Here is a 26,915-nt window from a genome sequence, read left to right as displayed (position 1 = left end):
ACCTGTGGGAGCTGGCTTGCCAGCGATGAGGCCATCAGTATTTACACCGGCCTTTCGGCGTCCCCCGCCATCCAGTGCCTGAACAACGGCTCTGCCAGAAACAGCACGAACAGCAGGCGCATCATCTGCAACGCCGTCACCAGCGGCACCGACAGTTGCAGCGTCTCTGCCGTCAGGCTCATCTCGGCAATACCGCCAGGCATCATGCCCAGGGTCAGCGAGCGCAGGTCCAGCCGGGTCGCCGCACTCAGCGCCAGGGCGGCGATCGCGGCAATGCCCATGGTCAGTGCCGTTGCCGCCAGGGTCCGGGCGAGAAACGACGGCGCCCGGCGGAAGAACGCCCGGTTGAAGTGACAACCCAGGCCACTGCCGATCAGCCATTGGCCGATTTGGCTGGCGCCGTCCGGCAACCCCAGGTGCAGGTTCCAGCCGATACTGGCGACACCCGCCACCAGCAAGGGCCCGAACAGCCACGGGTTGGGCTGCTTCAAGCGCTGCCAACCCCAGGCCACCAGCCCGCCGAGAGGAAACACCACGGCCAGCCAGACCCAGTCCACCGCTCCGGCATGGCTCAAAGGCACGCCTTCACCCAGCAAGTATTTGAACGCCGCCGGCACGCACAGCACCACCACCAGCACCCGCAGGCTCTGTCCCGCTGCCACGCGGCTGAGGTTGGCACCATTGCGCGCACCGAGGTTGACCATCTCCCCGGAACCGCCCGGCATGCTGGAGAAGAACGCCGTGGCGCGATCTTCACCGGTACGCCGCAGCAGCCAGACGCCGACCACGCTGGAAAGACTGGTGATCAGCGCGCCGAAAAAGATCAGGCCGAAATGGCTGGCGACCTGTTCGGCCACGTGCGGGGTGAAATGCAGGCCGATACCGATGCCGACGATCCACTGCCCGCATTTGCGTCCGCCGGGAATCTCGGCGAGCTGCCAGGGTGTCAGGCAGCGCACCAGGATGATCGCCAGCAGCGAGCCGACCATGAACGGCAACGGCCAGCCGATGGCGCTGGCCGCGAACCCGCCGGCCAGGCCGACCAGCGGGGTTGCCCACCATTGCCTGAAGGATGAATCAGACATTGGCCAGGGCGCGACGCTGCAGGACGCGACGACGCCAGATGCGGATCAGCGGCAGGGCCAGCATCAGCGCAGTGACCGCCCAGACCGCGAGGCTGATCGGGCTCGACCAGAGGATGTCCAGGGCACCGTTGGAGATCGACAGCGCACGGCGCAGGTTCTGCTCCATCAGCCCGCCGAGGATGAACCCGAGGAGGATCGGCGACAGCGGGAAGTCCAGCTTGCGCAGGATGTAGCCCATGATGCCGATGCCGACCATCAGGAACAGGTCGAAGGTGGTGGCGTGCACGGCGTAGACGCCGATCGCGGTGATGATCGCGATCACCGGCACCAGCGCCCAGTTCGGTACGGCAAGGATGCGGGTGAAGATGCGGATCATCGGGATGTTCAGGATCACCAGCATGATGTTGGCGATGAACAGCGAGGCGATCAGGCCCCAGACGATGTCCGGTTGCTGTTCGAACAGCAGCGGGCCGGGGGTGATGTTGTACAGGGTCAGGGCGCCGATCATCACTGCGGTCGTGCCGGAACCCGGAACGCCGAGGGTCAGCATCGGCACCAGGGCACCGCAGCAGGACGCGCCGATCGCGGTTTCCGGCGCGGCCAGGCCGCGGGCGTCGCCCTTGCCGAACTTGCCGCTGGCACCGGCGAGGCGTTTCTCGGTCATGTAGGCCACGGCACTGGCCAGGGTCGCGCCGGCGCCGGGCAGTACGCCCATGATGAAGCCGAGCAGGCCGCAACGGATATTCACCACGAACACCGAGGCCGCTTCCTTGAGGTTGAACAACATGCGCCCGGTGGCTTTCACCGCTTCATGGCCGTGGTGGGTCTTTTCCAGCAGCAGGAGGATTTCGCTGATGGAGAACAGGCCCAGCACCAGCACGACGAACTGGATGCCGTCGGCCAGGTGCACGCTGTCACCGGTGAAGCGGTACACGCCGCTGTTGGCGTCGATGCCGACACTGGACAGGAACAGGCCGATCAGGGCCGCGATAAAGGTCTTCAATGGCTTGTCACCGGCCATGCCGCCCAGTGCGACAATGGCGAAGACCATCAGCACGAAGTACTCCGCGGGCCCGAAGGCGATTGCCCATTTCGCCAATAACGGCGCAAACAGAACCATGCCGCAGGTGGCGATGAAGGCGCCGATGAACGAACTCCAGGCCGACAGCGACAGCGCTACGCCGGCCAGGCCCTGGCGGGCCATCGGGTAGCCGTCGAGGGTGGTCATCACGGTGGAGGCTTCGCCCGGGATGTTCAGCAGGATCGAGCTGATCCGCCCGCCGTATTCGCAGCCCAGGTAGACCGCGGCTAGCAGGATCAGCGCCGACTCCGGCGGCAGGCCGAGGGCGAAGGCGATCGGGATCAGCAGGGCCACGCCGTTGATCGGGCCCAGGCCCGGGAGCAGGCCGACCACGGTACCGATCAGGGTGCCGCTGAGGGCGGTGACCAGGTTGTACGGGCTGAGGGCCACGCCGAAGCCCTGGCCCAGGTAACTCAAGGTATCCATATCAATTCTCCACGACGTCGAGCAGGCCGAGGGGCAGTGGTACGTCCATTACCCGGTCGAACAGTACGTAAAGGGCAATGCTCATGAGGCCCACGATCAGTGCGCTGGAGGACCAGCGACCGCCGTACAGCCGGGCCATGGGCACACCGACGAGAATGCTGCTGATGATGAAGCCGAGGCTTTCGAAGGTCGCGGCGAAGACCAGCAGCAGGGCGACGCACAGGCCGATCTTGTTCAGGGTTTCGCGGTCCAGCTCGGGCTCGTCCTCGCCACGCACGATGGGCGTGGGGCGGAACGCCAGGTAGAGCAGGGCCAGGCCCATCAGGCCGAGCATCAGCAGCGGGTAGGCGCGCGGGCCCACCGGTTCATAGGAGAAGGCGGCCTGGTAGGGCCAGGCCATCACGGCCAGGGCGGCACAGACCGCCAGCAGGGCCAGGGCGAAGATGCGTTGCAGGATCATCAAGAAATCCTCTTGGGGAGGGTGATTTCAGGCAATGCCGGAGGCATTTTGGCTGTCTTGAGGGCCTCATCGCTGGCAAGCCAGCGATTGCGGTTACTGGATCAACCCGAATTCCCGGGCCAGCGACTTGTAGTCGGCGACCTGCTTCTTGACGTAGGTGTCCAGCTCTTCACCGGTCATGGCGAAGGGGAACAGTTCGCGCTGGTCACGCAGCCTGGCGAAGTCTTCGGACGCCAGCAGTTTGTCGAACGAGGCTTTCCACCACTGGTAGTCCTCGTCGCTGACCTTCGGCCCGACATAGAAACCGCGCACTACCGGCCAGACAATGTCGTAGCCCTGTTCCTTGGCGGTCGGGATGTCCTTCATCTCCGGCTCGTCCAGGCGCTGCTCGGAGAACACCGCGAGCAGGCGCATGTCGCCGCTCTGGATATGCGGCATGGAGTCGGAAATGTCGGTACTGCCGACCTGGATATGACCACCGAGCAGGGCGGTGGCGATTTCGCCGCCGCCTTCCAGGGCGACGTAGCGCAGGTCGCGCGGGTTGATCCCGGCGGCCTTGGCGATCAGTGCGGTCTGCATCCAGTCCTGGCTGCCGACGGTGCCGCCGGAACCGATCACCACCTTGCCCGGATCCTTCTTCAGGGCCGCGACCAGATCGTCGAGGGTCTTGTAGGGCGAGTCCTTTTTCACTGCGATGGCACCGTAGCTGGTGCCGACCGCCGCCAGCCAGCGCACGGCGTTTTCATCGAAACGGCCGAACTTGCCCTGGGCCAGGTTCAGCAGCGAGCCGCTGGACCAGGCCACCAGGGTCCCGGCATCGCCCGGGCGCTGGGCGACCACGGCGTTGTAGGCCACCGCGCCGACACCGCCGGGCATGTAGGTGACGCGCATTGGCTTGGTCAGGATCTTCTCGTTGACCAGGGCGCTTTGCACCAGCTTGCAGGTCAGGTCGAAGCCACCGCCCGGCGAGGCCGGGGCGATGCATTCAGGGCGTTTCGGTTCGGCGGCCAGGACCTGGCCGGCGAACAGCAGGCAGCCGGTGGCAATGGCGATTCGGCGCAGTGAAAAGGTCATCTTCAGTCTCCGTAGCTTTAGTTGTTATAGGCGGATTACCACAGGGCGACGCTGTAGCTCACCAGCAGCCGGACCTCGTCCGCGTCGCGGGCGAAGCTGGAGCGGTAGGTGGCGTTGCGCAGGCGGACAGCCACGTTCTTGAACGTGCCGTTCTGCACCACGTACTTGAGCTCGGTGTTGCGTTCCCATTCCTTGCCTTCACTGCCGTTCGCCAGGCTGACGTTGTCGCCGTTGATATAACGGGTCATGAACGTCAGGCCAGGAACGCCCAGTTTGGCGAAGTCGTAGTCATAACGCACTTGCCAGGAGCGCTCGTCGGCCCCGGCGAAGTCGTTGATCTGGACGAAGTTGACCAGGTACGGGTCGGAGCCATCCACATAGGGGAAGGCGCTGTCGCCGGACATGCTCTGGTAGGCGGCGCTGAACTTGTGGCCGTTGAGGCCGTAGCTGAGCATGCCGTTGAGCGAGGTGTTGTCGATCTTGCCGCCGCGGGCCTGGCCCTGGTCATCGCTGAGGGCCAGGCGCAGGTCGGCGCCGAAGGTGCCCGGGCCCCATGGCTGGGTCGCGGTCAGGCCGGCGAAGTGCTGGCGGTAGACGTCGTCGAGCTGGGCGAAGTGATAGCTGCCGGTGATGCGGTCGGTGAACTTGTAGTCCAGGCCGGCCATGTCGAAGTGGTTGCCGGCGACGGTGCCGAGGAAGCGACCGTTCTTGTTGTTCAGCGCGATGTCTTCCTTGTTGGTGTCATCGCGGTCCTTGGCCTTTTCCAGGCGGCCGCCGGTGAAGGTCAGGCCCTTGATCTCCTTGGAGGTCACCAGGCCGCCCTCGAAGGTCTGCGGCAGGATGCGCCCGTCGTTGGGCTTGAGGGTCGGCAGTTCGGGGATCAGGGTGCCGATCTTCAGCTCGGTGGCGGAGATCTTCACCTTGCCGGTCAGGCCGAGCTTGGAATATTCGTCGGCGGCGCGGCCGTTATCGTGGGTCGGCAGCAGGCCGGTACCGGTGCGGTCCGGGCTGGAATCGAGCTTGACCCCGAGCATGCCCAGGGCATCGACGCCGAAGCCGACGGTGCCTTCGGTGTAGCCCGACTGCAGGTTGAGCATGAAGCCCTGGGCCCACTCGTCGCGCTTGGATTGCTGGGCGCTGGTGCCGTCGCGGAAGTCGCGGTTGAAGTACATGTTGCGGGTTTCGAAGGTGGCGCTGCTGTCTTCGATGAAGGCGGCCTGGCTCAGCGGTGCGACGCTGCACAGGGCGATGGCGCTGGCGAGGGAGTGACGGCTGGAAAAAGGACGACGGATAGGCGCGAACGCCCGAGGCTGTGCTGACAGCATCTGGATAAACCCCGTTTATTGTTCTTATTTGGTCGAACACTGTGGTTCGTTCTTCGACTCCCGGAAGAAGCCGTGAAGCGATGCTAGGGGCTCAACCTTTCGCTAACCTTTCAATTCACTTTCATTCCTGCGCCGGCTTCACAGGGGCCGCTTCCTCTGTAAACTCCGCGCCACTGAACGCGACGCGACCGGGAGAAACCCATGCGAGTGCTGCTCGTCGAAGACCATCTGCAACTGGCCGAAAGCGTGGCCCAGGCCCTGAAAAGCACGGGTTTGACCGTCGATGTGCTGCACGACGGGGTGGCGGCCGACCTGGCCCTGGCCAGCGAGGAATACGCGGTGGCGGTGCTCGACGTGGGCCTGCCGCGGATGGACGGTTTCGAGGTGCTGGCGCGCCTGCGTGCCCGCGGCAAGACCGTGCCGGTGCTGATGCTGACCGCACGCAGCGACGTCAAGGACCGGGTCCATGGGCTCAATCTCGGCGCCGATGATTACCTGGCCAAGCCGTTCGAACTGACCGAGCTGGAAGCCCGGGTCAAGGCCCTGCTGCGCCGCAGCGTGCTCGGGGGCGAGCGCCAGCAGCGCTGCGGGCCGTTGGTGTATGACCTGGATACCCGGCGCTTCACCCTGAATGACGAACTGCTGACCCTGACTTCCCGCGAGCAGGCGGTGCTGGAAGCGCTGATCGCCCGTCCCGGCCGGGTGATGAGCAAGGAGCAACTGGCCTCGCAGGTGTTCGGCCTGGACGAGGAAGCCAGCGCCGACGCCATCGAGATCTATGTCCACCGCCTGCGCAAGAAGCTCGACGGGCATGCGGTGGCCATCGTCACCTTCCGCGGCCTCGGCTACCTGCTCGAGCACCGTGATGCGTAACGTCGGCAGCCTGCGCGGGCGCCTGCTGTGGAACCTGGCGCTGCTGCTGGTGGTGCTGATGATCGCCAGCGGCCTGAGCGCCTACTGGAACGGTCGCGAGGCGGCCGACATCGCCTACGACCGCACCCTGCTGGCCTCGGCGCGGACCATCGCCGCCGGCCTGTTCCAGCGCGATGGCACCCTCAGCGCCGACGTGCCCTACGTCGCCCTCGACACCTTCGACTACGACAGCGTCGGGCGCATCTACTACCAGGTCAACGACACCCAGCGGCGCCTGGTTTCCGGCTACGAGAACATTCCCGGCCCACCTCCCGGTACGCCGCGCACCGATGACTATCCGGCGCTGGCGCGGTTCTACGATGCGAGCTACCGCGGCCAGGACGTGCGCGTGGTCAGCCTGCTCAAGGCGATGTCCGACCCGAATATGAGCGGCATGGCCGAGATCCGCGTGGCCGAGACCACCGAGGCGCGGGTGCGCATGGCTCGCAGCCTGATGGCCGACACCCTGCTGCGCCTGGGCATGCTGGCGCTCGGTGCATTGTTGCTGGTGTGGTTCGCGGTCAGTGCGGCGTTGCGTCCGCTGGAGCGGCTGCGCGGCGAGGTGGAAGAGCGCCAGCCGGATGACCTGCGGCCATTGCCGGAGGTGGAGGTGCAGCATGAGCTGGGGCCGCTGGTGCGGGCCTTGAATCACTTTACCGAGCGCTTGCGCCGGCAGTTCGAGCGCCAGGGCCAGTTCATCGCCGATGCCGCCCACGAACTGCGCACGCCGCTGGCGGTGCTCAAGGCCCGGGTCGAGCTGGGCCTGCGTTCGCAGGCGCCGCAGGTGTGGCGGGAAACCCTCGAGGATGCCGCGCAGAGCACTGACAAACTGACCCACCTGGCCAACCAGTTGCTGTCCCTGGCGCGGGTGGAAAATGGTGCGCGGGCGGTGGCCGAGGGTGGCGCGGAGCTGCTCGATCTCAGCCAGTTGGCCCGGGAACTGGGCATGGCCATGGCGCCACTGGCCCATGCCCGGGGGATTGCCCTGGCCCTGGAGGCCGAGGCGCCGGTGTGGGTGAAGGGCGAGCCGACCTTGCTCAACGAGTTGTTGAGCAACCTGGTGGACAACGCCCTGGCCCATACGCCCAAGGGCGGCAATGTGATTTTGCGGGTCACCGCGCCGTGCGAGCTGGAAGTCGAGGATGACGGGCCGGGGATTCCGCCGGAGGAGCGGGAGAAGGTGTTCGAACGCTTCTACCGGCGTGGGGTGCAGGGCACTGGGCTGGGGTTGGCGATCGTCGGGGAGATCTGCCGGGCGCATCTGGCAGAGATCAGTCTGCACGATGGGGAGAAGGGTGGATTGAAGGTTCGGGTCAGTTTCAATCCGGTCCAGTAGTGTTCTTCAGGGCCTCATCGCTGGCAAGCCAGCTCCCACAGTGTCCGCGTCGCTGCAGAACCCTGTGGGAGCTGGCTTGCCAGCGATGAGGCCGTCAGGATTTCATCTGAACATCAGTCTGGCATCGAGCAGGTCATCCTCCGAGAACAACCCCGCCGCCGGCACCGCCAGGTGCCGATAGGCTGGCAATACCGTGGCAGGCCGCTCGCGCCCGGTGTTGTCGCACAAGGCCCGCGCAATCTGCACGATATCCACGTAATCCACCTGCGCCGAGTGCCGGTCCAGGTCCTGCACTTCCCCCGGCAGATTGGCCAGTTGATCCGGAAACTCCCAGACGCTGAGGATCTTGTCCCCCAGCACCGGGTGGATCTGCTCGATCACATGGTTCAGGCACACCGGGTCCGACAGCAGCTCGTTGTGTTCCTCGGCATAGGTGAGGATCGGCAGCACGCCGATCTGGTGCACCAGCCCGGCCAGGGCTGCCTGGTCGGCCTTCAACTCGGTATAACGCGCAGCCAGTTCATAACTGACGCCCGCCACTTCCAGGCTTTTCGCCCAGATTTCGCGCATCTTCTGTTCAACGGTCTCCGAGCGGGCGTGAAAGATCTGCTCGATCACCAGGCCGATCGCCAGGTTGCAGCTGTAGTTGACGCCAAGCCGGGTAATGGCGGTCTGCAGGTCGGTGACCTCGGTGATCGCCCGCAGCAGCGGGCTGTTGACCACCTTGATCAGGCGCGCGGCCAGGGCGGCGTCGCGGCCGATGACCTTGCTCAGGTCGGCGACGCTGATCTCGGTGTCTTCCGCGGCTTCGCGGATGCTCAAGGCAACCTCGGGCAGGGTCGGCAGGACCAGGTCGTCGTTGTCGATGGCGCGCAGCAACTGCGTTTGCACCATCTTGGCCAGCGTGTTCATGCGTGTCTTTCTCCCGCGTTCAGGGATGGCCCCGCCGGCACGCGGCGGGGCAGGGCGGGTTCAGCGCTGGATCTCGCGGTCGCGGTCCAGTTCGTAAGGCAAGGTCAGCAGGCTCAGGCGCGGGCCTTCGAGGCTGCCCAGGTGCAGGTTGCCGTCTTCCACGGAATCGGCGGTCAGCACGGCCAGCAGCTCGCCACGGGCGGCGATCACCACTTCGCCAACCGACGAGGCGTGGGTCGGCGAGAAGATCTCGCTGCCCGGCGCCGGCATTTCGCCTTCAGCCAGGGCCAGGCGGTACAGGCGACGCTTGAGCTTGCCCAGGTACTGCATGCGCGCGACGATTTCCTGCCCGGTATAGCAGCCTTTCTTGAAGCTCACACCACCAACGGCCTGCAGGTTGATCATCTGCGGGATGAACAGCTCGCGGGTCTGCTCCATGACCTGGCCGATACCGGCACGGATCTGGCCGAGCAGCCAGTCGTCCAGCTCGCCTTCGGGCAGATGCGCGACCAGTTGGGTGCGCACGGCGTCAGCCTGGACGGCAGGGGCCCAGAGTTCGACGCGGTCGTCGGAGACGCGAACAGCGATCAGGCCGTCGTGACGCACCGTGGCGCCGGCTTCGGCAGGGGCTTCGAGGTTCAGGGCGGCGAGGGCAGCGTCGCCGCCGGTCAGGCCGAAGCGTACCCAGGCGTCGCTCTCGTCGGTCAGCTTCGCCTTGGAGAACACCGCGTACTTCTTCAGGTCGGCCATCTGTGGCTCGAGCAGTTCGCGGGTCATCGCCAGGAGGAAGCCGTCGCCTTCCGGCAGGATGCGGAAGCTCGACTGCATCCGGCCCTTCTGCATGCAGCGCGAGCCGAGGCTGGAGGTGCGTTCGTCGAGATAACCGAGATGGCAGGTCAGCTGACCTTGCAGGAATTTGCCGGCATCGGAACCGCGGACGGCGAGGACACCTTCATGGGACAGGGTGCAGAAAAAAGCGGAATCGGCCATGGTTCATCGCAGGTAATTCAGGACTGGCGGCCATCATAGAGTGCGATGGGCAAAATAGGTAGCAGACTCACGGCCCACTCGACCAACGCCGTGTGCCCTTCGCCGGTTCGCTCTGTATACTGGCCGCCTTTCCGAGGAGGGCCCCATGGTCGATCAAACTGAACTCAACCGCCTGTTCTGGCACAGCCGCCGCGGCATGCTGGAGCTGGACGTACTGCTGGTGCCTTTCACCCAGGAGGTCTACCCGACCCTGAACGAGACGGACCGCGAACTGTACGTGCGTCTGCTGAGCTGTGAGGATCAGGACATGTTCGGCTGGTTCATGGAGCGCACCGAGTCGGAAGATCCGGAGCTGCAACGCATGGTCCGCATCATCCTGGACCGTGTCCAGCCCAAGTGACCGCTTCGAGTGTCGCTGGCAGGGCTCGAAGGTCCTGCTGGCGCTCTACCTTGCCTGCCTGGCGCTGGCCATCACGGCCCTGAGCCTGCTGGCGATTCCCCTGCCGTTATGCGTTTTCGGCCTGGCGCTGTGCCTGGGCCATGCCTGCTGGGTCATTCCACGGCAGATTCTCCTGACTCACCCCCATGCGATCACCGGCCTGCGCCGCGATGCCCTTGGCTGGCAGTTGTGGAGCGCCGCCCGTGGCTGGCACCCGGTACAGCTGCGCCCCGACAGCATGGCGCTGCCGGGGTTGGTCATATTGAGGTTTCGACGGGCGGGACAGTGGTTCGCCCGCAGCCAGTGCATCGGCCATGACGCGCTGGAGCCGGTGCAGCACCGGCGCCTGCGGCTGCGCTTGAAGTTCAGTCGGAAAAGGTGGGCGGCTGCAGGATAGTGTCCAGCGCCTCGGGCAGCATCCCCGGATAGTCCAGGGTGTAATGCAGCCCGCGGGACTCCTTGCGCTGCATCGCCGAGTGAATCATCAGCTCCGCAACCTGGGCCAGGTTGCGCAACTCGATCAGGTCGCGGCTGACCTTGTAGTTGCTGTAGAACTCGTCGATCTCGTCCAGCAGCAGGCGCACCCGGTGTTCGGCGCGCTGCAGGCGCTTGCTGGTGCGCACGATGCCGACGTAGTCCCACATGAACCGCCGCAATTCGTCCCAGTTGTGCGCGATGATCACGTCTTCGTCCGAGTCGGTGACCTGGCTGGCGTCCCAGCAGGGCAGGGCCCTGGGCATCTCGACCTGATCGAGCTGGGCAACGATGTCGGCCGCCGCCGAGCGGCCATAGACGAAGCATTCCAGCAGCGAGTTGCTGGCCATGCGGTTGGCACCGTGCAGGCCGGTGAAGCTGGTTTCGCCGATGGCATAGAGGCCCGGCACGTCGGTGCGGCCGTCCTGGTCGATCATCACCCCGCCGCAGGTGTAGTGGGCCGCCGGGACCACCGGGATCGGCTGGCGGGTGATGTCGATGCCGAAGGTCAGGCAGCGCTCGTAGACTGTGGGGAAGTGGCTTTTGACGAACTCCGCCGGCTTGTGGCTGATGTCCAGGTACACGCAATCGACGCCCAGGCGCTTCATTTCATGGTCGATGGCCCGGGCCACGATGTCCCGCGGGCCCAGTTCGGCGCGCGGGTCGAAGCGTTCCATGAAGCGCTCGCCGTTGGGCAGCCTGAGCAGGCCGCCTTCGCCGCGCAGGGCCTCGGTGATCAGGAAGCTCTTGGCTTGCGGGTGATACAGGCAAGTAGGGTGGAACTGGTTGAATTCCAGGTTGGCTACCCGGCAGCCGGCGCGCCAGGCCATGGCGATACCGTCGCCGCAGGCACCGTCGGGGTTGCTGGTATAGAGGTAGACCTTGGCCGCGCCGCCGGTCGCCAGCACCGTGAAACGCGCGCCGAAGGTGTCTACTTCGCCACTGGCGCGGTTGAGCACGTAGGCGCCCAGGCAGCGTTCGCCATCGAGGCCGAGGCGGCGTTCGGTGATCAGGTCCACCGCCACGCGCTGTTCCAGCAGCTCGATGTTCGGGCGTTGGCGGGCCTGGTCGAGCAGGGTCTTGAAGATCGCCGCACCCGTGGCATCGGCAGCATGGATGATGCGCCGGTGGCTGTGGCCGCCTTCGCGGGTCAGGTGGAACTCGAAACCGCCGTCGTCTACGCTGGCGTGCTCGTCGCGGGTAAAGGGCACGCCTTGGTCGATCAGCCACTGGATCGCCTCGCGGCTGTGCTCGACGGTGAAGCGCACGGCGTCTTCATGGCACAGGCCGCCGCCGGCATTGAGGGTGTCTTCCACGTGGGATTGCACGGTATCGGTGTCGTCGAGCACCGCGGCGACGCCGCCCTGGGCCCAGAATGTCGAGCCGTTGGCCAGGTCGCCCTTGCTCAGGACGGCGATGCGCAGGTGCGATGGCAGGTTCAACGCAAGGCTCAGGCCCGCGGCACCGCTGCCGATCACGAGGACGTCATGTTGTAATTGTTGGCTCATGTCTTGGATTTTCCGCGCGGGGCGACCACGTAGGACACTGGAATAAGGGCAGTGGTATCGGCACAATGGTCAAGCGTTTATGGCATTGTGAAACTATCGTGAATCTGGGTGGGGTGCCTTTATAGCAGTCCCGACACCTTGATTTCCATGTCATGACACAGTTCTGCCTGCATCATGTGGGAACTTTCCTGGAATCATGAATATCCATAGAGGGTTGCCTGTAGGTCAGCAGCCGTGATGACGGGAGGCAACAGCCGGTTTCAGCCGTTGCCCATGTATAGAAGACTGATTTATCGACGCAGCCGGCCACGACCGCGCTGCGTTTTTCGTGCGAGCCAATCAAGGGCCGCAGGAAACTTGTCTGGAGGGGGAGAACTTTTGCACAAAGCCCGAGTCTATGGTTGCAAGCCTGAACGATGGCCAAAGCGACACTCCTCCAGGTTCACCGAGGAGTGTCCATGCTAACCCAGGAAGAGGATCAGCAGCTGGTCGAGCGCGTACAGCGCGGCGACAGGCGAGCTTTCGATCTGTTGGTGCTGAAGTATCAGCACAAGATTCTCGGGTTGATCGTGCGATTCGTGCACGACACCCATGAGGCCCAGGATGTGGCGCAGGAAGCGTTCATCAAGGCCTACCGTGCTCTTGGCAATTTCCGGGGTGACAGCGCGTTTTACACCTGGCTGTACCGGATTGCGATCAACACGGCGAAGAACTATCTGGTGTCCCGCGGTCGGCGGCCACCGGACAGCGATGTGAGTTCTGAGGATGCAGAGTTTTACGACGGCGATCATGGCCTCAAGGATCTCGAATCCCCCGAACGCTCGCTGTTGCGCGATGAGATCGAAGGCACCGTCCATCGAACCATCCAGCAACTGCCAGAAGATTTGCGTACGGCGTTAACTTTACGTGAATTCGATGGTCTGAGTTACGAGGACATTGCCAGCGTCATGCAGTGTCCGGTGGGTACCGTGCGCTCTCGGATTTTCCGCGCTCGGGAGGCCATAGACAAAGCCCTGCAGCCTCTGTTGCAGGAAACCTGAGACAGCGGCGACAGCCAAGAGAGGAACCGCCATGAGTCGTGAAGCTTTGCAGGAATCGCTGTCCGCGGTGATGGATAACGAAGCGGACGAACTGGAGTTGCGTCGGGTACTGAGTGCCGTCGACGACCCCGAAACCCGTGCCACCTGGTCGCGTTACCAGGTAGCCCGTGCAGCGATGCACAAGGAACTGCTGATGCCGAAACTGGACATCGCCTCGGCAGTCTCCGCAGCGCTGGCCGACGAAGCCACGCCCGCCAAGGTCGCTCGCGGCCCATGGCGCAGTGTCGGTCGCCTGGCCGTGGCGGCCTCGGTCACCCTCGCGGTGCTGGCGGGTGTTCGCCTGTACAACCAGGACGAAATCACCGGTGCGCAGCTGGCTGCCCAGCAACCGGCTACCCAAGGGCTGGTGACCCCACAGGTACAGGGCCCGGCAGTCCTGGCCGGTTACAGCGAAAGCTCCGAGCAGGCTCCAGGCCCGATGGCCAACGGTGTTCTGCAAGGCCAGAGCGGCTGGCAAGACCAGCGTCTGCCAGGCTACCTGCGCCAGCACGCTCAGGAAGCTGCCGTGAAAGGTACTGAAAGCGCGCTGCCATACGCTCGTGCCGCCAGCCTGGAAAATCGCTGAGACCTGGTACACCCGTAAGGAGGATCATGCGCGCGCTACCTCTCATACCGCTCCTGCTCAGCGGCTGTCTGATCTTGCCGGCCCATGCCGCCAACTCGTCGACCGAAGCCGCTGACTGGCTCAACCGACTGGCCCGGGCCGAACAGGAGCAGAGTTACCAGGGTACTTTCGTTTACGAACGCAACGGCAGTTTTTCCACCCACGATATCTGGCATCGCGTCCAGAACGGCAAGGTCAGCGAGCGGCTCCTGCAACTCGATGGCCCGGCCCAGGAAGTCGTGCGCGTGGATGGCCGGACCCAGTGCGTGAGCGGAGCCCTGGTTGCCGGAGTGGGCAACGCGACGCAGTCGTCGGCACGTGTGCTCGACCCCCTGAAGCTGATGAATTGGTACGATCTGAGCGTTGCCGGGCAATCCCGGGTTGCCGGGCGCGATGTAGTGATCGTGACCCTGCGTCCGCGTGATCAGCACCGCTATGCCTTCGAGCTGCATCTGGACAAGCAGACCGCCTTGCCGCTGAAGTCCCTGTTGATCAACGACAAGGAGCAGTTGCTGGAGCGCTTCCAGTTCACCCGTCTGGACACCCGCGATATTCCCGACGACGCCGAACTCAGGCCCAGCGCCAATTGCCGGGGGGTTGCCCAGGCCGATGGCGAGGCCCACGAGGCGGTTGCCGGCTGGCGTTCGGATTGGCTGCCGCCGGGCTTCGAACTGGTCAACAGCAGCGTGCGCAAGGATGCCGACGGCAAACACAGCGTCAGCAGTCTAATGTATGACGACGGCTTGGCGCGGTTCTCGGTGTTCCTCGAGGCGCTGGACGGCGGTGGCGGTTTCGACACGCGCACCCAGCTCGGTCCGACGGTTGCGGTTTCGCGGCAACTGACGACGCCTAAAGGCGAAGTGATGGTGACGGTGGTGGGGGAAATCCCCATCGGTACCGCCGAACGCGTGGCCTTGTCGATGCGCCCGCAGGACGCCCAGGCAAGCAAGTAACGATCTGGAGTGGCACACGTACATGGACGACAAAGGATGAAAGGCATGTTCCAGAGCCGCTGACATGATTGGTAAGCCTTCAAGTTTGCAAATCCATCCAGTTTTTTCTATAGGTCAGGCCTTCCGGGGTCTGGCCTTTCCTGCTGTTGCAGCCTCAAGAAATGCCGATGTTCCAGGCCTGGTCGCAGCCTTCGGGTTGCCGCCGGGCCTTTTTCATTGGCAGGTCCCTACTGCTTAACCACGCTCGTTGTGACGGGAGCCGTATGTCAATACCACGCTTGAAATCCTATCTATCGCTGTTTGCCGCCGTGTTCATGCTCGGCCAGATGGCCGCTGCGCAAGCCGAAGCCCTGCCGGACTTCACCACCCTGGTCGAGCAGGCCTCGCCAGCGGTGGTGAATATCAGTACCAAGCAGAAGCTGCCGGAGCGCAAGTATGCCACCGGGCAGATGCCGGACCTGGAAGGCCTGCCGCCGATGTTCCGCGAGTTCTTCGAGCGCAGCATCCCGCAGCAACCACGCCAGCCGCGCGGTGACCGCCAGCGCGAAGCGCAGTCGCTGGGCTCGGGCTTCATCATTTCCGATGACGGCTATGTGCTGACCAACAACCATGTGATCGCCGACGCCGATGAAATCATCGTCCGCCTCTCCGACCGCAGCGAACTGCAGGCCAAGCTGGTCGGCACCGACCCGCGCACCGACGTGGCCCTGCTCAAGGTCGAGGGCAAGAACCTGCCGACCGTGAAACTGGGCGACTCGTCGAAACTCAAGGTTGGAGAGTGGGTACTGGCCATCGGTTCGCCATTTGGCTTCGATCACTCGGTGACCAAGGGTATCGTCAGCGCCAAGGGCCGCACCCTGCCGAACGACACCTACGTGCCGTTCATCCAGACCGACGTGGCGATCAACCCGGGCAACTCCGGTGGCCCGCTGTTCAACATGAACGGCGAAGTGGTGGGTATCAACTCGCAGATCTTCACCCGTTCCGGCGGCTTCATGGGCCTGTCGTTCGCCATCCCGATCGACGTCGCCATCGACGTCTCCAACCAACTGAAGAAGGACGGCAAGGTCAGCCGCGGCTGGCTGGGCGTGGTGATCCAGGAGGTCAACAAGGACCTGGCTGAATCCTTCGGCCTGGACAAACCGGCCGGTGCCCTGGTGGCCCAGGTCCTGGAAAACGGCCCGGCAGCCAAAAGCGGCCTGCAGGTGGGTGACGTGATCCTCAGCCTGAATGGCCAGCCGATCGTCATGTCTGCCGACCTGCCGCATCTGGTCGGCGGTCTGAAGGATGGCGCCAAGGCCAAGCTGGAAATCATCCGTAACGGCAAGCGCCAGGACCTCGACGTGACCATCGGCGCACTGCCGGATGAAGATGCCGAAGTCACCACCACCCCGGGCGGCGCCGTGGAGCGCAGCAGCAACCGTCTGGGCGTGAGCGTGTCGGACCTGACCGCCGAGCAGAAGAAAACCCTCGAACTGCAGGGCGGCGTGGTCATCAAGGACGTCCAGGATGGTCCGGCGGCGCTGATCGGCCTGCGTCCGGGCGATGTGATCAGCCACCTGAACAACCAGGCGATCACCTCGGCCAAGCAGTTCACCGAGATCGCCAAGGAGCTGCCGAAGAACCGTTCGGTGTCCATGCGCGTGCTGCGCCAGGGGCGTGCGAGCTTCATTACCTTCAAGCTCGCCGAATAACAGATAGCCACAAGCTGTAAGCCATAAGCTGCAAGAAAGAGCGGATTGCGTTGCCTCCGCTTCTTCTTGCAGCTTTTCGCTTTTATGTGGGGCGAGGTTGCAAAGAGCTGTAGAAACGCCGCGAACTGCTGTTTCTTGCAGCTTGAAGCTTGAAGCTTGCCGCTTCGACAAACAGACCGCCCCGGCGAACGAATCTCCCACAACCCTTCGGCATCAGGTACAATTCCCGGCTATTTTTCGGCGGGCGTCCGGCCCGCGGCCTTTTTGAGTGTTGATCCGTGAGTGATTTGAGTCATATCCGCAATTTCTCCATCATCGCCCACATTGACCACGGCAAGTCGACCCTGGCTGACCGGTTCATCCAGATGTGCGGCGGCCTGAGCGACCGTGAGATGGAGGCGCAGGTCCTCGATTCCATGGACCTCGAGCGCGAGCGCGGGATCACCATCAAGGCCCACAGCGTCACCCTGCACTACAAGGCAGGCGACGGCAAAACCTACCAGCTGAACTTCATCGATACCCCCGGCCACGTCGACTTCACCTATGAAGTCAGCCGCTCGCTGGCCGCCTGCGAGGGTGCGCTGCTGGTGGTCGATGCCGGCCAGGGCGTCGAGGCGCAATCGGTCGCCAACTGCTACACCGCCATCGAACAGGGCCTGGAAGTCATGCCGGTCCTGAACAAGATGGACCTGCCCCAGGCCGACCCGGACCGCGTCAAGGACGAGATCGAGAAGATCATCGGCATCGACGCCACCGACGCCGTGGCCTGCTCGGCCAAGAGCGGCATGGGCGTGGACGAGGTGCTCGAGCGCCTGGTGCAGACCATCCCGGCGCCGGAAGGCGAGATCGACGCACCGCTGCAGGCGCTGATCATCGACTCCTGGTTCGACAACTACCTGGGCGTCGTGTCCCTGGTTCGCGTGCGCCACGGCCGCGTGAAGAAGGGCGACAAGATCCTGGTCAAGTCCACCGGCAAGGTGCACCTGGTCGACAGCGTCGGCGTATTCACCCCGAAACATACCGTCACCGCCGACCTCAAGGCCGGTGAAGTGGGCTTCATCATCGCCAGCATCAAGGAAATTCTCGGTGCGCCAGTGGGCGACACCCTGACCCTGTCCTCGACCCCCGAAGTCGAAGTGCTGCCAGGTTTCAAACAGATCCAGCCGCAGGTGTATGCCGGCCTGTTCCCCGTCAGTTCCGACGATTTCGAAGATTTTCGTGATGCGTTGCAGAAACTGACCCTGAACGACTCGTCGCTGCAGTACACCCCGGAAAGCTCCGACGCCCTGGGCTTCGGCTTCCGTTGCGGCTTCCTTGGCATGCTGCACATGGAGATCATCCAGGAGCGCCTGGAGCGCGAATACGACCTGGACCTGATCACCACCGCACCGAGCGTAATCTTCGAGGTCAAGCTCAAGACCGGCGAAACCATCTACGTCGACAACCCGTCGAAACTGCCGGACGTGTCCTCGGTCGAAGACTTCCGTGAGCCGATCGTCGCCGCGACCATCCTCGTGCCGCAGGAGCATCTGGGCAACGTCATCACCCTGTGCGTCGAGAAGCGTGGCGTGCAGCGCGACATGCAGTTCCTCGGCTCGCAGGTGCAGGTGCGCTACGACCTGCCGATGAACGAAGTGGTCCTCGACTTCTTCGACCGCCTCAAATCCACCAGCCGTGGCTATGCTTCGCTGGATTACCATTTCGACCGTTATCAGTCGGCCAACCTGGTCAAGCTCGATGTACTGATCAACGGCGACAAGGTCGATGCCCTGGCATTGATCGTGCACCGCGACAACGCGCACTACAAAGGTCGCGCGTTGACCGAGAAGATGAAGGAACTGATTCCTCGGCAGATGTTCGATGTCGCGATCCAGGCAGCCATTGGCGGCCAGATCGTTGCCCGGACCACGGTCAAGGCGCTCAGAAAGAACGTACTGGCCAAATGTTACGGTGGCGACGTGAGCCGTAAGCGCAAGCTGCTGGAGAAACAGAAGGCTGGTAAGAAACGCATGAAACAGGTGGGCAACGTGGAAATTCCACAAGAAGCCTTCCTCGCCGTGCTCCGGTTGGATAGCTAGGTCCTATGTCACTAAATTTCCCGCTGTTGCTGGTCATCGCAGTCTTTGTCTGTGGACTGTTGGCGTTGATCGATCTGCTGTTCCTGGCCCCGCGTCGGCGGACCGCCATCGCCACCTACCAGGGCAGCGTCAGCCAGCCCGACGTGGCGGTGGTCGAGCAGTTGAACAAGGAGCCGTTGCTGGTCGAGTACGGCAAGTCGTTCTTCCCGGTGCTGTTCATCGTGCTGGTGCTGCGCTCGTTCCTGGTCGAGCCGTTCCAGATCCCTTCGGGGTCGATGAAGCCGACCCTGGAAGTGGGCGACTTCATCCTGGTCAACAAGTTCTCCTACGGCATCCGCCTGCCGGTGATCGACAAGAAGGTCATCGAGGTCGGTGACCCGCAGCGCGGCGATGTGATGGTGTTCCGCTACCCGAGCGACCCGAACGTCAACTACATCAAGCGTGTGGTCGGCCTGCCGGGCGACGTGGTGCGCTACACCAGCGACAAGCGGCTGTACGTCAACGGCCAGCAGGTCGCCGAGCAGTTGATCGGCACCGAGCCGGGCACCCTGGGCAGCGCCGAGCTGTACAAGGAAAAACTGGGCGAGGCCGAGCACCTGATCCGCAAGGAGATGAGCCGCTACCGCATGCCGCCTGACCAGCAATGGACCGTGCCTGCCGGGCACTACTTCATGATGGGCGACAACCGCGACAACTCGAACGACAGCCGCTACTGGGACGATCCGTCGATTCCCAAGGAGCTGCTGGGCATGGTTCCGGACCAGAACATCGTCGGCAAGGCCTTTGCCGTATGGATGAGCTGGCCCGAGCCGAAGCTCAGCCACTTCCCGAGCCTGTCCCGGGTCGGGCTGATCAAGTAACACCTTCACGGCGCTGTCCTCCCGGACGGCGCCGAATGCTTTTCTGGCATAGGCTGTAACGAGGGACCGGACGCGGTTCCCAGCCATCCAGGCCAGCAGCAATGAATCCAAAACGTTTTTCAGGATCCGCATTTGAACAAGGCTTTGATTTCGACGGCCGCCGGCCGGACTGAACCGAACGGCACCGGCGCATCGGCGTCGCCGCTGAACCACCACGAACCTCGTGTGGGGTCACTGTGAGCCCTTCCCTGAGTCGCCTGGAGCGCAAGCTCGGCTACACCTTCAAGAACCAGGAGCTGATGCTGCTGGCCCTGACCCACCGCAGCTACGCCGGACGCAACAACGAGCGCCTGGAGTTCCTTGGTGACGCCATCCTCAACTTCGTCGCCGGCGAAGCCCTCTTCGAGCGCTTCCCGCAAGCCCGCGAAGGCCAGCTGTCGCGCCTGCGTGCGCGCCTGGTCAAGGGTGAGACCCTGGCCCTGCTGGCCCGCGGTTTCGAACTCGGCGACTACCTGCGCCTGGGTTCCGGCGAGTTGAAGAGTGGCGGTTTCCGTCGCGAGTCGATCCTTGCCGACGCCCTCGAGGCGCTGATCGGTGCGATCTACCTCGACGCCGACATGCAGACCGCCCGCGAGCGCGTGCTGTCCTGGCTGGCGGGCGAGTTCGACAGCCTGACCCTGGTGGACACCAACAAGGACCCGAAAACCCGCCTGCAGGAATTTCTGCAATCCCGGGCCTGCGAACTGCCCCGCTATGAAGTGGTGGATATCCAGGGCGAACCGCACTGCCGGACGTTCTTCGTCGAGTGCGAAGTGACCCTGTTGACCGAAAAAAGCCGGGGGCAGGGTGTCAGCCGGCGTATCGCCGAGCAGGTTGCTGCCGCTTCGGCACTGATCGCCCTGGGCGTGGAGAATGGCAATGACTGAACAGAACACTACCCGTTGCGGCTACGTCGCCATCGTCGGCCGTCCCAACGTGGGCAAGTCGACGCTGCTCAACCATATCCTCGGGCAGAAGCTGGCGATCACCTCGCGCAAGCCGCAGACCACACGGCACAACATGCTCGGGATCAAGACCGAGGGTGATGTCCAGGCGATCTACGTCGATACCCCGGGCATGCACAAGAGCAACGAAAAGGCGCTCAACCGCTACATGAACAAGACCGCCTCGGCGGCGTTGAAGGACGTCGACGTGGTGATCTTCGTGGTCGACCGCACCCGCTGGACCGACGAGGACCAGCTGGTTCTCGAACGCGTGCAGTACGTGCAGGGCCCGGTGATCCTGGCGATCAACAAGACCGACCGCATCGAAGAGAAAGCCGACCTGATCCCGCACCTGCAGTGGCTGCAGGAGCAACTGCCGAACGCCGAGATCGTGCCGATTTCCGCGCAGCAGGGGCACAACCTCGAATCCCTCGAAGCGCTGATCGCCAAGCACCTGCCGGAGAACGAGCACTTCTTCCCGGAAGACCAGATCACCGACCGCAGCAGCCGCTTCCTCGCCGCCGAGCTGGTGCGCGAGAAGATCATGCGCCAGCTCGGTGCCGAGCTGCCGTACCAGATCACCGTGGAAATCGAGGAATTCAAGCAGCAGGGTCATGTCCTGCACATCCATGCGCTGATCCTCGTCGAACGTGACGGGCAGAAGAAGATCATCATTGGCGACAAGGGTGAGCGCATCAAGCGCATCGGTTCCGAAGCGCGCAAGGATATGGAAGTGCTGTTCGACGCCAAGGTCATGCTCAACCTCTGGGTCAAGGTCAAGGGCGGCTGGTCCGACGACGAACGCGCCCTGCGTTCCCTGGGCTACGGCGACCTGTAATCCCCCGGGCCCGCTACCGTCCGGTAGCGGGCCGACTTTCCTGCGAACGCCATCATGGAACAGCCAGAGGCCCTGCCGGCCTACGTTCTGCATAACCGTGCCTATCGCGAAACCAGTGCCCTGGTGGATTTCCTCACGCCGCAGGGGCGCTTTCGTGCGGTCATGCGCCGGGCCCGGGGCAAGGGCGGCAGCCTGGCGCGACCGTTTCTGCCGCTCGAGGTCGAGCTGCGCGGGCGCGGCGAGCTGAAGAACGTCGGGCGCCTGGACAGTGTCGGCGTGGCCGCCTGGCTGAATGGCGATGCGCTGTTCAGCGGGCTCTACCTGAATGAACTGCTGATCCGCCTGCTGCCGGCCGAAGACCCGCATCCCGCCTTGTTCGCCCACTACGCCGCGACCTTGCAGGCTCTCGCCGAAGGGCGCCCCCTCGAGCCGCTGCTGCGCAGTTTCGAATGGCGCCTGCTGGACGAACTGGGCTACGCCTTCGCCCTCGACCAGGACGTCAACGGCGACGTCCTGGAGCCGGACGGCTGGTACCGCCTGCTGGTGGATGCCGGGCTGGAGCGGGTCTACCTGCTGCAACCGGGGCTGTTCAGCGGCCGCGACCTGGCGGCCATGGCCGAGGCCGACTGGGACGCACCGGGTGCGCTGGCTGCGGCCAAGCGCCTGATGCGCCAGGCGCTGGCGGTGCACCTGGGCGGTCGTCCGCTGGTCAGCCGCGAACTGTTTCGCAAGCGCTGAGCACGACGTATGCTGTCGGGCTCAACTTTCAGGAGAGCTTCTTCGTGACCCACAGCAACCGCATCCTTCTCGGCGTCAACATCGACCACGTGGCGACCCTGCGCCAGGCCCGTGGCACCCGATACCCCGACCCGGTCAAGGCCGCGCTGGACGCCGAAGAGGCGGGTGCCGACGGCATCACCGTGCACCTGCGCGAAGACCGCCGGCACATCCAGGAGCGCGACGTGCTGGTGCTCAAGGACGTGCTGCAGACGCGGATGAACTTCGAGATGGGTGTCACCGAAGAGATGATGGCTTTCGCCGAGCGCATCCGTCCGGCGCATATCTGCCTGGTGCCCGAGACCCGTCAGGAGCTGACCACCGAGGGTGGCCTGGATGTGGCGGGGCAGGAAGCGCGGATCAAGGCGGCGGTGGAGCGCCTGTCGAAGCTGGGTTCGGAGGTGTCGCTGTTCATCGATGCCGACGAGCGGCAGATCGAGGCGTCGCGCCGGGTGGGTGCGCCGGCTATCGAGTTGCATACCGGGCGTTATGCCGATGCGCATACCCCGGCGGAAGAAGCCGATGAGCTGAAGCGCATTGCCGATGGTGTGGCGTTCGGCTTGAGCCAGGGGTTGATCGTCAATGCCGGGCATGGCCTGCATTACCATAACGTCGAGGCGGTGGCGGCGATCAAGGGGATCAATGAATTGAACATCGGCCACGCGCTGGTGGCCCATGCGCTCTTCGTTGGGTTCAAGGGTGCTGTGGCGGAAATGAAGGCTCTGATCCTGGCTGCCAGCCGGGGTTGATCTTTCGGGCCTCATCGCTGGCAAGCCAGCTCCCACAGGGACCGCGTGCACCGCTGAACCTGTGGGAGCTGGCTTGCCAGCGATAGGGCCCTGAAATTCATTCAGGAAAAACCAGGCTGAACCGGGTCGGCCCATTCACCGCACTGATCACCTCGACCCGTCCGCCGTGCACCTGCATGATCGACCTGACGATCGCCAGCCCCAGCCCGGTTCCCCCGTCCAGCCGCGAACGACCGCAGCCCACCCGGTAAAACCGCTCGAACAGATGCGGTACGTGCTCCGCCGCAATTCCCGGTCCCTGATTCTCGACCCAGCAGCTCAGCCCGGCTTCCTGCGGCTCTATCCCGATCCGCACCGCTTGTCCCTCGGCGCCATGCCGGATGGCATTGCTCAGCAGGTTCGACAGCGCCCGCTGGATCATCAACCGATCCCCACGCACCGTGCCCCAGCCGCGCACCTTCAGTTCGATACCCTTGCTCTGCGCACTCAGCTCGAACAACTCCACCACCCGTCGCACCTCCTCGCCCAGCGCCACCGGATTCAACGGCACCCGGGTCGACGGCTGCTCTACCTGGGCGAGAAACAGCATGTCGGTGATGATCCGGGTCAGCCGGGTCAGTTCCTCGATGCTGTCCTCCAGCGCGACCTTGTAGTCCTCCGGCGGCCGTGCGCGGCTCAGGGTCACCTGGGCCTTGCCCATCAGGTTGCTGATCGGCGTGCGCAACTCGTGGGCGAGATCGTCGGAGAACTGCGCGAGCTGGCCGACGCCGTTTTCCAGGCGATCGAGCATGACGTTGATGCTCCGCGCCAGGGTTTGCAGCTCCAGCGGCAGGCCGTCTTCCGGCAGGCGATGGTTCAGTTCCTGGGCCGACACTTGCTCGGCAATCCGCCGGAAACGCCGCAGCGGCGCCAGCCCGCCCTGTACCAGGCGCCAGGCGCAGACGCCGATCAGCAACAGCAGCAAAGGCAGGGCGTACAGGGTAGAGCGCAGGTAGGCGTGGAGCAGGTCGAGGTCTTCGCTGCGGTTGACCGTCAGCAATACCTGCACCGCCGTGCCGTCCTGCAGGCGCATGCTGCGGGCGGCGGTGAGCAGCTGGTTGTTCTGGCTGTCGCGCCATTCGCTGAAGCCAAGGCGCGGTCCCACGATGATTGCTTCGACGGGGGCCTCCAGTATCGGCCCCAGACTGAGGCGCGCCGGGTGCCGGGCGCTATGCTCGACCACGCTGAGGCTGAGGTTGTCATGGCCCATCACCACATCCAGCAGCGGATGGGCGCGGGCGCTGAGGTCGCTGACCTTGAGGTCGATATTCAGGCTGTGCTCGATCTGCTCCATCTTGCGTTCCAGATGGTCGCGGGCGCGCTGGTCCAGCTCGCGGTCCAGGGCGAACACCGCCAGTGCTGCCAGCAGCAAAACCAGCGCCGCGCCCATCAGGATCACGCTCAGGCCCAGGCGCAGGGACAGCCGCGCCGGTTTCATTCGCGGGCTTCCAGCACGTAGCCGACGCCGCGCAGAGTGTGGATCAGCTTGTTCTCGAAGGGATCATCGATCTTCGCCCGCAGGCGGCGGATCGAGACTTCCACCACATTGGTGTCGCAGTCGAAGTTCATGTCCCAGACCAGCGAGATGATCTGCGTGCGCGACAGCACCTCGCCGCTCTGGCGCATCAGCAGGTGCAGCAGGGAGAACTCCTTGGCGGTCAGGTCGATGCGCTGGCCGTTGCGCCAGGCGCGGTGGCGGCCGGGGTCGAGCTCCAGATCGGCGACTTTCAGGGTGGTGGGTTGCAAGGGTTGTTCGCTGCGGCGCAGCAGGCTGCGCACCCGGGCCAGCAGTTCGGGGAATTCGAAGGGCTTGAGCAGGTAATCGTCGGCCCCCAGGTCGAGGCCCTTGACCCGGTCGGACAGGCGGCCGTGGGCGGTCAACATCATGATCCGCGTCGCCGACTGCGCGCGCAGGCGCTGCAGCACGGTCCAGCCGTCCAGTTCCGGCAGGTTGACGTCGAGGATCACCAGGTCGTAGGCCTGTTGCCGGGCCAGATGCAGCCCGTCGGCGCCGGTGCGGGCGCAGTCCACCACATAACCGTTTTCGCTCAGGCCCTGTTGCAGGTAATCGGCAGTGCGGACTTCGTCCTCGATGATCAGTAGGCGCATGGCAGGCTCTGGCAGGGGAAAGGCGGCGATTCTCGAGCCTGAAGTAGCTTCAGAGTCAAGCGAGGGGAGGGGTATGGTATGACAGGGTGTTGCAGAGAGGGGGAAGGTTACGGATTTGTAATGTTGCAGCCATTTAGGGGTTAGGTGTTCTCTCGGGCCTCATCGCTGGCAAGCCAGCTCCCACAGTGACCGCGTGCACCGCCGGACCTGTGGGAGCTGGCTTGCCAGCGATGAGGCCGGAACTGGCAACCTTACTTGCGGGCTACCAGCACCGCCCGCCGAGGCGCCGGCAAGCCTTCGATGGTCCGGCTGTGATCCTGCGGATCGAGGAAGTCCCCCAGCGACTGATACTTCATCCACTCGGTACTGCGCTGCTCTTCCACGCTGGTGGTGCTCACATCCACGCAACGCACATCGCTGAACCCGGCCCGCCGCAGCCAGCGCTCCAGCGCCGGCACCGACGGCAGGAACCAGACGTTGCGCATCTGCGCATAACGGTCTTCCGGCACCAGCACCTGGTTCTCGTCACCCTCGATCACCAGGGTTTCCAGCACCAGTTCACCGCCCTTGACCAGGCAGTCCTTGAGTGCCAGCAAGTGCTCGATCGGCGAACGTCGGTGATAGAACACGCCCATGGAGAACACCGTGTCGAAGCCTTCCAGCGCCGCCGGCAGGTCTTCCAGGGCGAAGGGCAGGTGCCAGGCCGGCAGGTCCGGCAGGTAGCGTTGCACCGCCTGGAACTGGCAGAAGAACAGCCAGTTGGGGTCGACGCCGATCACGCTGTCGGCACCGGCGCCGAGCATGCGCCACTGGTAGTAGCCATTGCCGCAGCCGACATCCAGCACGCGCTTGCCACGCAGGTCGAGGTGCGGGGCGACCCGCGACCATTTCCAGTCCGAACGCCATTCGGTGTCCACATGCACGCCAAACAGGTCGAACGGCCCTTTGCGCCACGGCGACAGGCCCATCAGCGCGGTACGGGCCTGCTCGCGGGTGGCGTCATCGCAGGCGAAGTCCAGGCGCAGGCCGTTGACCAGGTCGACTTCAGTCGGCATCAGCGCCGGCAGCCGATCCAGCGCGCTTTGCCAGCGCTCCAGGTCGCCATGGCCTTTTTCCAGCTTGGCATCGAGTTGCGCTTGCAGGCCTTGCGACCATTGGGCCAGAGGAGTACCCGCCAGGCGGCGGACCAGAGGAGAAAGATCGATCATGGCAGGGCAATCAGGGAGGCGAAGTTCAGGCACTGGAACCACGGCACCACCTTGGAGAACCCGGCGGCTTCAAGGCGCGCGCGGTGTTCTTCGAGGCTGTCGGGTTTCATCACGTTTTCGATGGCACTGCGTTTCTGGGCGATTTCCAGTTCGCTGTAGCCGTTGGCGCGCTTGAAGGCGATATGCAGGTCGGTGAGCAGGGCATGCTCGCCTTCGTCTTCGAAGCGCAGTTTTTCCGAGAGGATCAGCGCGCCGCCCGGCACCAGGGCCTGGCGGATCTTGCCGAGCAAGGCCAGGCGCGCGGCCGGCTCGATGAACTGCAGGGTGAAGTTCATCGCCACCACCGAGGCCGGTTGCAGCTCCAGCGCGGTGATATCGGCTTTCAGTACCTGCACCGGGAGCACCTCCTGGTACATGGCGTCCTGGGCCTTCAGGTATTCCGCGCAGCGTTCGACCATGGCCGCCGAGTTGTCCACGGCCAGCACCCGGCAGCCTTCGCTGCGCACATGCCGACGCAGGGCCTGGGTCACCGCGCCAAGGGAACTGCCGAGGTCGTAGAGCAGGGTGTCGGGCTGGGCGAACTGCGCGGCGAGCACGCCGATGTTCTCGACGATGGTCGGGTAGCCGGGCACCGAGCGCTTGATCATGTCGGGGAACACCCGCACTACATCTTCGTTGAAGGTGAAGTCGGGCACCTGATCCAGCGCGGCGGAGAATAGACGATCGGGTTCTTGGCTCACGGTCTGTACACGGGATGGTCGAAAACGGGGCGACATTCTAGCCAAGTGGGGAAGCCGTGCCTATGCGTTGCCGGACGGATGCCCGGCTTCGCCCGGGTTTGCCGGAGCTTTCCCGCCTTGTGCGGCGAATCCCGCCGGCTTCGGCCCGACCCGGCGGCGCC

At 64.3% G+C, this 26,915-nt stretch carries 26 protein-coding genes; 14 read left to right on the top strand and 12 right to left on the bottom strand.

Annotation, left to right across the window (positions count from 1 at the left end; all coding sequences use genetic code 11):
* Positions 1-41: 41 nt before the first annotated feature.
* The 5 genes from PSEMO_RS01305 to PSEMO_RS01285 form a co-directional block, all read right to left on the bottom strand.
* Positions 42-1,085 carry an AbrB family transcriptional regulator gene (locus PSEMO_RS01305; RefSeq protein ID WP_075801380.1) on the bottom strand — a complete coding sequence of 348 codons (1,044 nt, stop codon included), beginning with the start codon at positions 1,083-1,085 and terminating at the stop codon, positions 42-44.
* A complete protein-coding gene (locus PSEMO_RS01300) occupies positions 1,078-2,592 on the bottom strand; it encodes a tripartite tricarboxylate transporter permease (protein WP_075801379.1) in 1,515 nt (504 codons plus the stop codon). The genes PSEMO_RS01305 and PSEMO_RS01300 overlap by 8 nt, the downstream gene beginning before the upstream one ends.
* A gap of 1 nt (position 2,593) precedes the next feature.
* Positions 2,594-3,052: a tripartite tricarboxylate transporter TctB family protein gene (locus PSEMO_RS01295; protein WP_075801378.1), complete on the bottom strand. Its 459-nt coding sequence runs from the start codon at positions 3,050-3,052 to the stop codon at positions 2,594-2,596.
* A gap of 93 nt (positions 3,053-3,145) precedes the next feature.
* Positions 3,146-4,132 (bottom strand): Bug family tripartite tricarboxylate transporter substrate binding protein, encoded by a 987-nt coding sequence (locus PSEMO_RS01290; protein WP_372239086.1) that lies wholly within the window; start codon positions 4,130-4,132, stop codon positions 3,146-3,148.
* 29 nt (positions 4,133-4,161) lie between these two features.
* Positions 4,162-5,451: an OprD family porin gene (locus tag PSEMO_RS01285; RefSeq protein ID WP_075801376.1), complete on the bottom strand. Its 1,290-nt coding sequence runs from the start codon at positions 5,449-5,451 to the stop codon at positions 4,162-4,164.
* Between the two features lie 201 nt (positions 5,452-5,652).
* On the opposite strand from PSEMO_RS01285, the gene PSEMO_RS01280 reads away from it, so the two are divergent.
* Both PSEMO_RS01280 and PSEMO_RS01275 read left to right on the top strand, forming a co-directional pair.
* Entirely contained in the window at positions 5,653-6,324 is a 672-nt protein-coding gene (locus PSEMO_RS01280; protein ID WP_075801375.1) for a response regulator, read from the top strand.
* Positions 6,317-7,699, top strand: coding sequence for a sensor histidine kinase (locus PSEMO_RS01275; RefSeq protein ID WP_075801374.1), 1,383 nt, complete (start codon positions 6,317-6,319; stop codon positions 7,697-7,699). The genes PSEMO_RS01280 and PSEMO_RS01275 overlap by 8 nt, the downstream gene beginning before the upstream one ends.
* Before the next feature lie 102 nt (positions 7,700-7,801).
* Here PSEMO_RS01275 and PSEMO_RS01270 read toward each other — a convergent pair whose 3' ends face one another.
* Entirely contained in the window at positions 7,802-8,611 is an 810-nt protein-coding gene (locus PSEMO_RS01270) for an HDOD domain-containing protein (protein ID WP_075801373.1), read from the bottom strand.
* Positions 8,612-8,671: 60 nt separating this feature from the next.
* Positions 8,672-9,601: a CAF17-like 4Fe-4S cluster assembly/insertion protein YgfZ gene (gene ygfZ, locus PSEMO_RS01265; protein ID WP_075801372.1), complete on the bottom strand. Its 930-nt coding sequence runs from the start codon at positions 9,599-9,601 to the stop codon at positions 8,672-8,674.
* Positions 9,602-9,746: 145 nt separating this feature from the next.
* Between ygfZ and PSEMO_RS01260 the strand changes: the two genes are divergently transcribed.
* A complete protein-coding gene (locus PSEMO_RS01260) occupies positions 9,747-10,001 on the top strand; it encodes an FAD assembly factor SdhE (RefSeq protein WP_075801371.1) in 255 nt (84 codons plus the stop codon).
* A complete protein-coding gene (locus PSEMO_RS01255) occupies positions 9,985-10,437 on the top strand; it encodes a protein YgfX (protein ID WP_075801370.1) in 453 nt (150 codons plus the stop codon). Before PSEMO_RS01260 ends, PSEMO_RS01255 begins: the two co-directional genes overlap by 17 nt.
* Here the strand turns inward: PSEMO_RS01255 and nadB are convergent.
* A complete protein-coding gene (gene nadB, locus PSEMO_RS01250) occupies positions 10,406-12,022 on the bottom strand; it encodes an L-aspartate oxidase (RefSeq protein WP_075801369.1) in 1,617 nt (538 codons plus the stop codon). The genes PSEMO_RS01255 and nadB overlap by 32 nt on opposite strands.
* 458 nt (positions 12,023-12,480) lie before the next feature.
* Here nadB and rpoE point away from each other — a divergent pair, with 458 nt between their 5' ends.
* The 10 genes from rpoE (at position 12,481) to pdxJ (ending at position 22,658) form a co-directional block, all read left to right on the top strand.
* On the top strand, positions 12,481-13,062 hold the full coding sequence (gene rpoE, locus PSEMO_RS01245; RefSeq protein WP_003252049.1) for an RNA polymerase sigma factor RpoE: 582 nt from the start codon (positions 12,481-12,483) through the stop codon (positions 13,060-13,062).
* Between the two features lie 31 nt (positions 13,063-13,093).
* Entirely contained in the window at positions 13,094-13,687 is a 594-nt protein-coding gene (locus PSEMO_RS01240) for a sigma-E factor negative regulatory protein (protein WP_075801368.1), read from the top strand.
* Between the two features lie 26 nt (positions 13,688-13,713).
* Positions 13,714-14,679: a MucB/RseB C-terminal domain-containing protein gene (locus PSEMO_RS01235; protein WP_075801367.1), complete on the top strand. Its 966-nt coding sequence runs from the start codon at positions 13,714-13,716 to the stop codon at positions 14,677-14,679.
* Between the two features lie 314 nt (positions 14,680-14,993).
* On the top strand, positions 14,994-16,373 hold the full coding sequence (locus PSEMO_RS01230) for a DegQ family serine endoprotease (RefSeq protein ID WP_256720924.1): 1,380 nt from the start codon (positions 14,994-14,996) through the stop codon (positions 16,371-16,373).
* A 278-nt stretch (positions 16,374-16,651) separates the two neighbouring features.
* Complete coding sequence (lepA, locus tag PSEMO_RS01225) at positions 16,652-18,451, top strand: translation elongation factor 4 (RefSeq protein WP_075801365.1); 1,800 nt, start codon at positions 16,652-16,654, stop codon at positions 18,449-18,451.
* Positions 18,452-18,456: 5 nt separating this feature from the next.
* Positions 18,457-19,311 (top strand): signal peptidase I, encoded by an 855-nt coding sequence (lepB, locus tag PSEMO_RS01220; RefSeq protein ID WP_075801364.1) that lies wholly within the window; start codon positions 18,457-18,459, stop codon positions 19,309-19,311.
* 236 nt (positions 19,312-19,547) lie between these two features.
* On the top strand, positions 19,548-20,237 hold the full coding sequence (rnc, locus tag PSEMO_RS01215; protein ID WP_075801363.1) for a ribonuclease III: 690 nt from the start codon (positions 19,548-19,550) through the stop codon (positions 20,235-20,237).
* On the top strand, positions 20,230-21,132 hold the full coding sequence (era, locus tag PSEMO_RS01210; protein ID WP_075801362.1) for a GTPase Era: 903 nt from the start codon (positions 20,230-20,232) through the stop codon (positions 21,130-21,132). Before rnc ends, era begins: the two co-directional genes overlap by 8 nt.
* Before the next feature lie 54 nt (positions 21,133-21,186).
* Complete coding sequence (recO, locus tag PSEMO_RS01205) at positions 21,187-21,870, top strand: DNA repair protein RecO (RefSeq protein WP_075801361.1); 684 nt, start codon at positions 21,187-21,189, stop codon at positions 21,868-21,870.
* Between the two features lie 44 nt (positions 21,871-21,914).
* Entirely contained in the window at positions 21,915-22,658 is a 744-nt protein-coding gene (pdxJ, locus tag PSEMO_RS01200) for a pyridoxine 5'-phosphate synthase (protein ID WP_075801360.1), read from the top strand.
* A 97-nt stretch (positions 22,659-22,755) separates the two neighbouring features.
* On the opposite strand, the gene PSEMO_RS01195 is transcribed toward pdxJ, so the two are convergent.
* From PSEMO_RS01195 to cmoA, 4 genes are all read right to left on the bottom strand, one after another.
* The gene (locus tag PSEMO_RS01195; RefSeq protein ID WP_075801359.1) at positions 22,756-24,135 is read right to left on the bottom strand and encodes a heavy metal sensor histidine kinase; all 1,380 of its coding nucleotides are present in this window, start codon (positions 24,133-24,135) and stop codon (positions 22,756-22,758) included.
* Positions 24,132-24,806, bottom strand: a complete 675-nt coding sequence (locus tag PSEMO_RS01190) for a heavy metal response regulator transcription factor (protein WP_075801358.1) — start codon at positions 24,804-24,806, stop codon at positions 24,132-24,134. The genes PSEMO_RS01195 and PSEMO_RS01190 overlap by 4 nt, the downstream gene beginning before the upstream one ends.
* Positions 24,807-25,057: 251 nt before the next feature.
* Entirely contained in the window at positions 25,058-26,014 is a 957-nt protein-coding gene (cmoB, locus tag PSEMO_RS01185; RefSeq protein ID WP_075801357.1) for a tRNA 5-methoxyuridine(34)/uridine 5-oxyacetic acid(34) synthase CmoB, read from the bottom strand.
* Positions 26,011-26,790 (bottom strand): carboxy-S-adenosyl-L-methionine synthase CmoA, encoded by a 780-nt coding sequence (cmoA, locus tag PSEMO_RS01180; protein ID WP_178391949.1) that lies wholly within the window; start codon positions 26,788-26,790, stop codon positions 26,011-26,013. The genes cmoB and cmoA overlap by 4 nt, the downstream gene beginning before the upstream one ends.
* Positions 26,791-26,915 lie beyond the last annotated feature (125 nt).

The organism is Pseudomonas putida, from assembly GCF_001941965.1.
Classification (GTDB): domain Bacteria; phylum Pseudomonadota; class Gammaproteobacteria; order Pseudomonadales; family Pseudomonadaceae; genus Aquipseudomonas; species Aquipseudomonas putida_L.
This window is presented reverse-complemented; position numbering and strand designations above follow the sequence as displayed.

Bases quoted from the DNA above. Each gene is read 5' to 3' on its own strand.
- PSEMO_RS01300 (WP_075801379.1), bottom strand. From the start codon at position 2,592: ATGGATACCTTGAGTTACCTGGGCCAGGGCTTCGGCGTGGCCCTCAGC.
- PSEMO_RS01275 (WP_075801374.1), top strand. From the start codon at position 6,317: ATGCGTAACGTCGGCAGCCTGCGCGGGCGCCTGCTGTGGAACCTGGCG.
- recO (WP_075801361.1), top strand. From the start codon at position 21,187: ATGGAACAGCCAGAGGCCCTGCCGGCCTACGTTCTGCATAACCGTGCC.
- cmoB (WP_075801357.1), bottom strand. From the start codon at position 26,014: ATGATCGATCTTTCTCCTCTGGTCCGCCGCCTGGCGGGTACTCCTCTG.
- PSEMO_RS01285 (WP_075801376.1), bottom strand. From the start codon at position 5,451: ATGCTGTCAGCACAGCCTCGGGCGTTCGCGCCTATCCGTCGTCCTTTT.
- ygfZ (WP_075801372.1), bottom strand. From the start codon at position 9,601: ATGGCCGATTCCGCTTTTTTCTGCACCCTGTCCCATGAAGGTGTCCTC.
- lepB (WP_075801364.1), top strand. From the start codon at position 18,457: ATGTCACTAAATTTCCCGCTGTTGCTGGTCATCGCAGTCTTTGTCTGT.
- PSEMO_RS01305 (WP_075801380.1), bottom strand. From the start codon at position 1,085: ATGTCTGATTCATCCTTCAGGCAATGGTGGGCAACCCCGCTGGTCGGC.
- rpoE (WP_003252049.1), top strand. From the start codon at position 12,481: ATGCTAACCCAGGAAGAGGATCAGCAGCTGGTCGAGCGCGTACAGCGC.
- PSEMO_RS01295 (WP_075801378.1), bottom strand. From the start codon at position 3,052: ATGATCCTGCAACGCATCTTCGCCCTGGCCCTGCTGGCGGTCTGTGCC.
- PSEMO_RS01230 (WP_256720924.1), top strand. From the start codon at position 14,994: ATGCTCGGCCAGATGGCCGCTGCGCAAGCCGAAGCCCTGCCGGACTTC.
- PSEMO_RS01235 (WP_075801367.1), top strand. From the start codon at position 13,714: ATGCGCGCGCTACCTCTCATACCGCTCCTGCTCAGCGGCTGTCTGATC.
- PSEMO_RS01280 (WP_075801375.1), top strand. From the start codon at position 5,653: ATGCGAGTGCTGCTCGTCGAAGACCATCTGCAACTGGCCGAAAGCGTG.
- PSEMO_RS01260 (WP_075801371.1), top strand. From the start codon at position 9,747: ATGGTCGATCAAACTGAACTCAACCGCCTGTTCTGGCACAGCCGCCGC.
- PSEMO_RS01270 (WP_075801373.1), bottom strand. From the start codon at position 8,611: ATGAACACGCTGGCCAAGATGGTGCAAACGCAGTTGCTGCGCGCCATC.
- era (WP_075801362.1), top strand. From the start codon at position 20,230: ATGACTGAACAGAACACTACCCGTTGCGGCTACGTCGCCATCGTCGGC.
- cmoA (WP_178391949.1), bottom strand. From the start codon at position 26,790: ATGTCGCCCCGTTTTCGACCATCCCGTGTACAGACCGTGAGCCAAGAA.
- nadB (WP_075801369.1), bottom strand. From the start codon at position 12,022: ATGAGCCAACAATTACAACATGACGTCCTCGTGATCGGCAGCGGTGCC.
- PSEMO_RS01190 (WP_075801358.1), bottom strand. From the start codon at position 24,806: ATGCGCCTACTGATCATCGAGGACGAAGTCCGCACTGCCGATTACCTG.
- PSEMO_RS01195 (WP_075801359.1), bottom strand. From the start codon at position 24,135: ATGAAACCGGCGCGGCTGTCCCTGCGCCTGGGCCTGAGCGTGATCCTG.
- PSEMO_RS01240 (WP_075801368.1), top strand. From the start codon at position 13,094: ATGAGTCGTGAAGCTTTGCAGGAATCGCTGTCCGCGGTGATGGATAAC.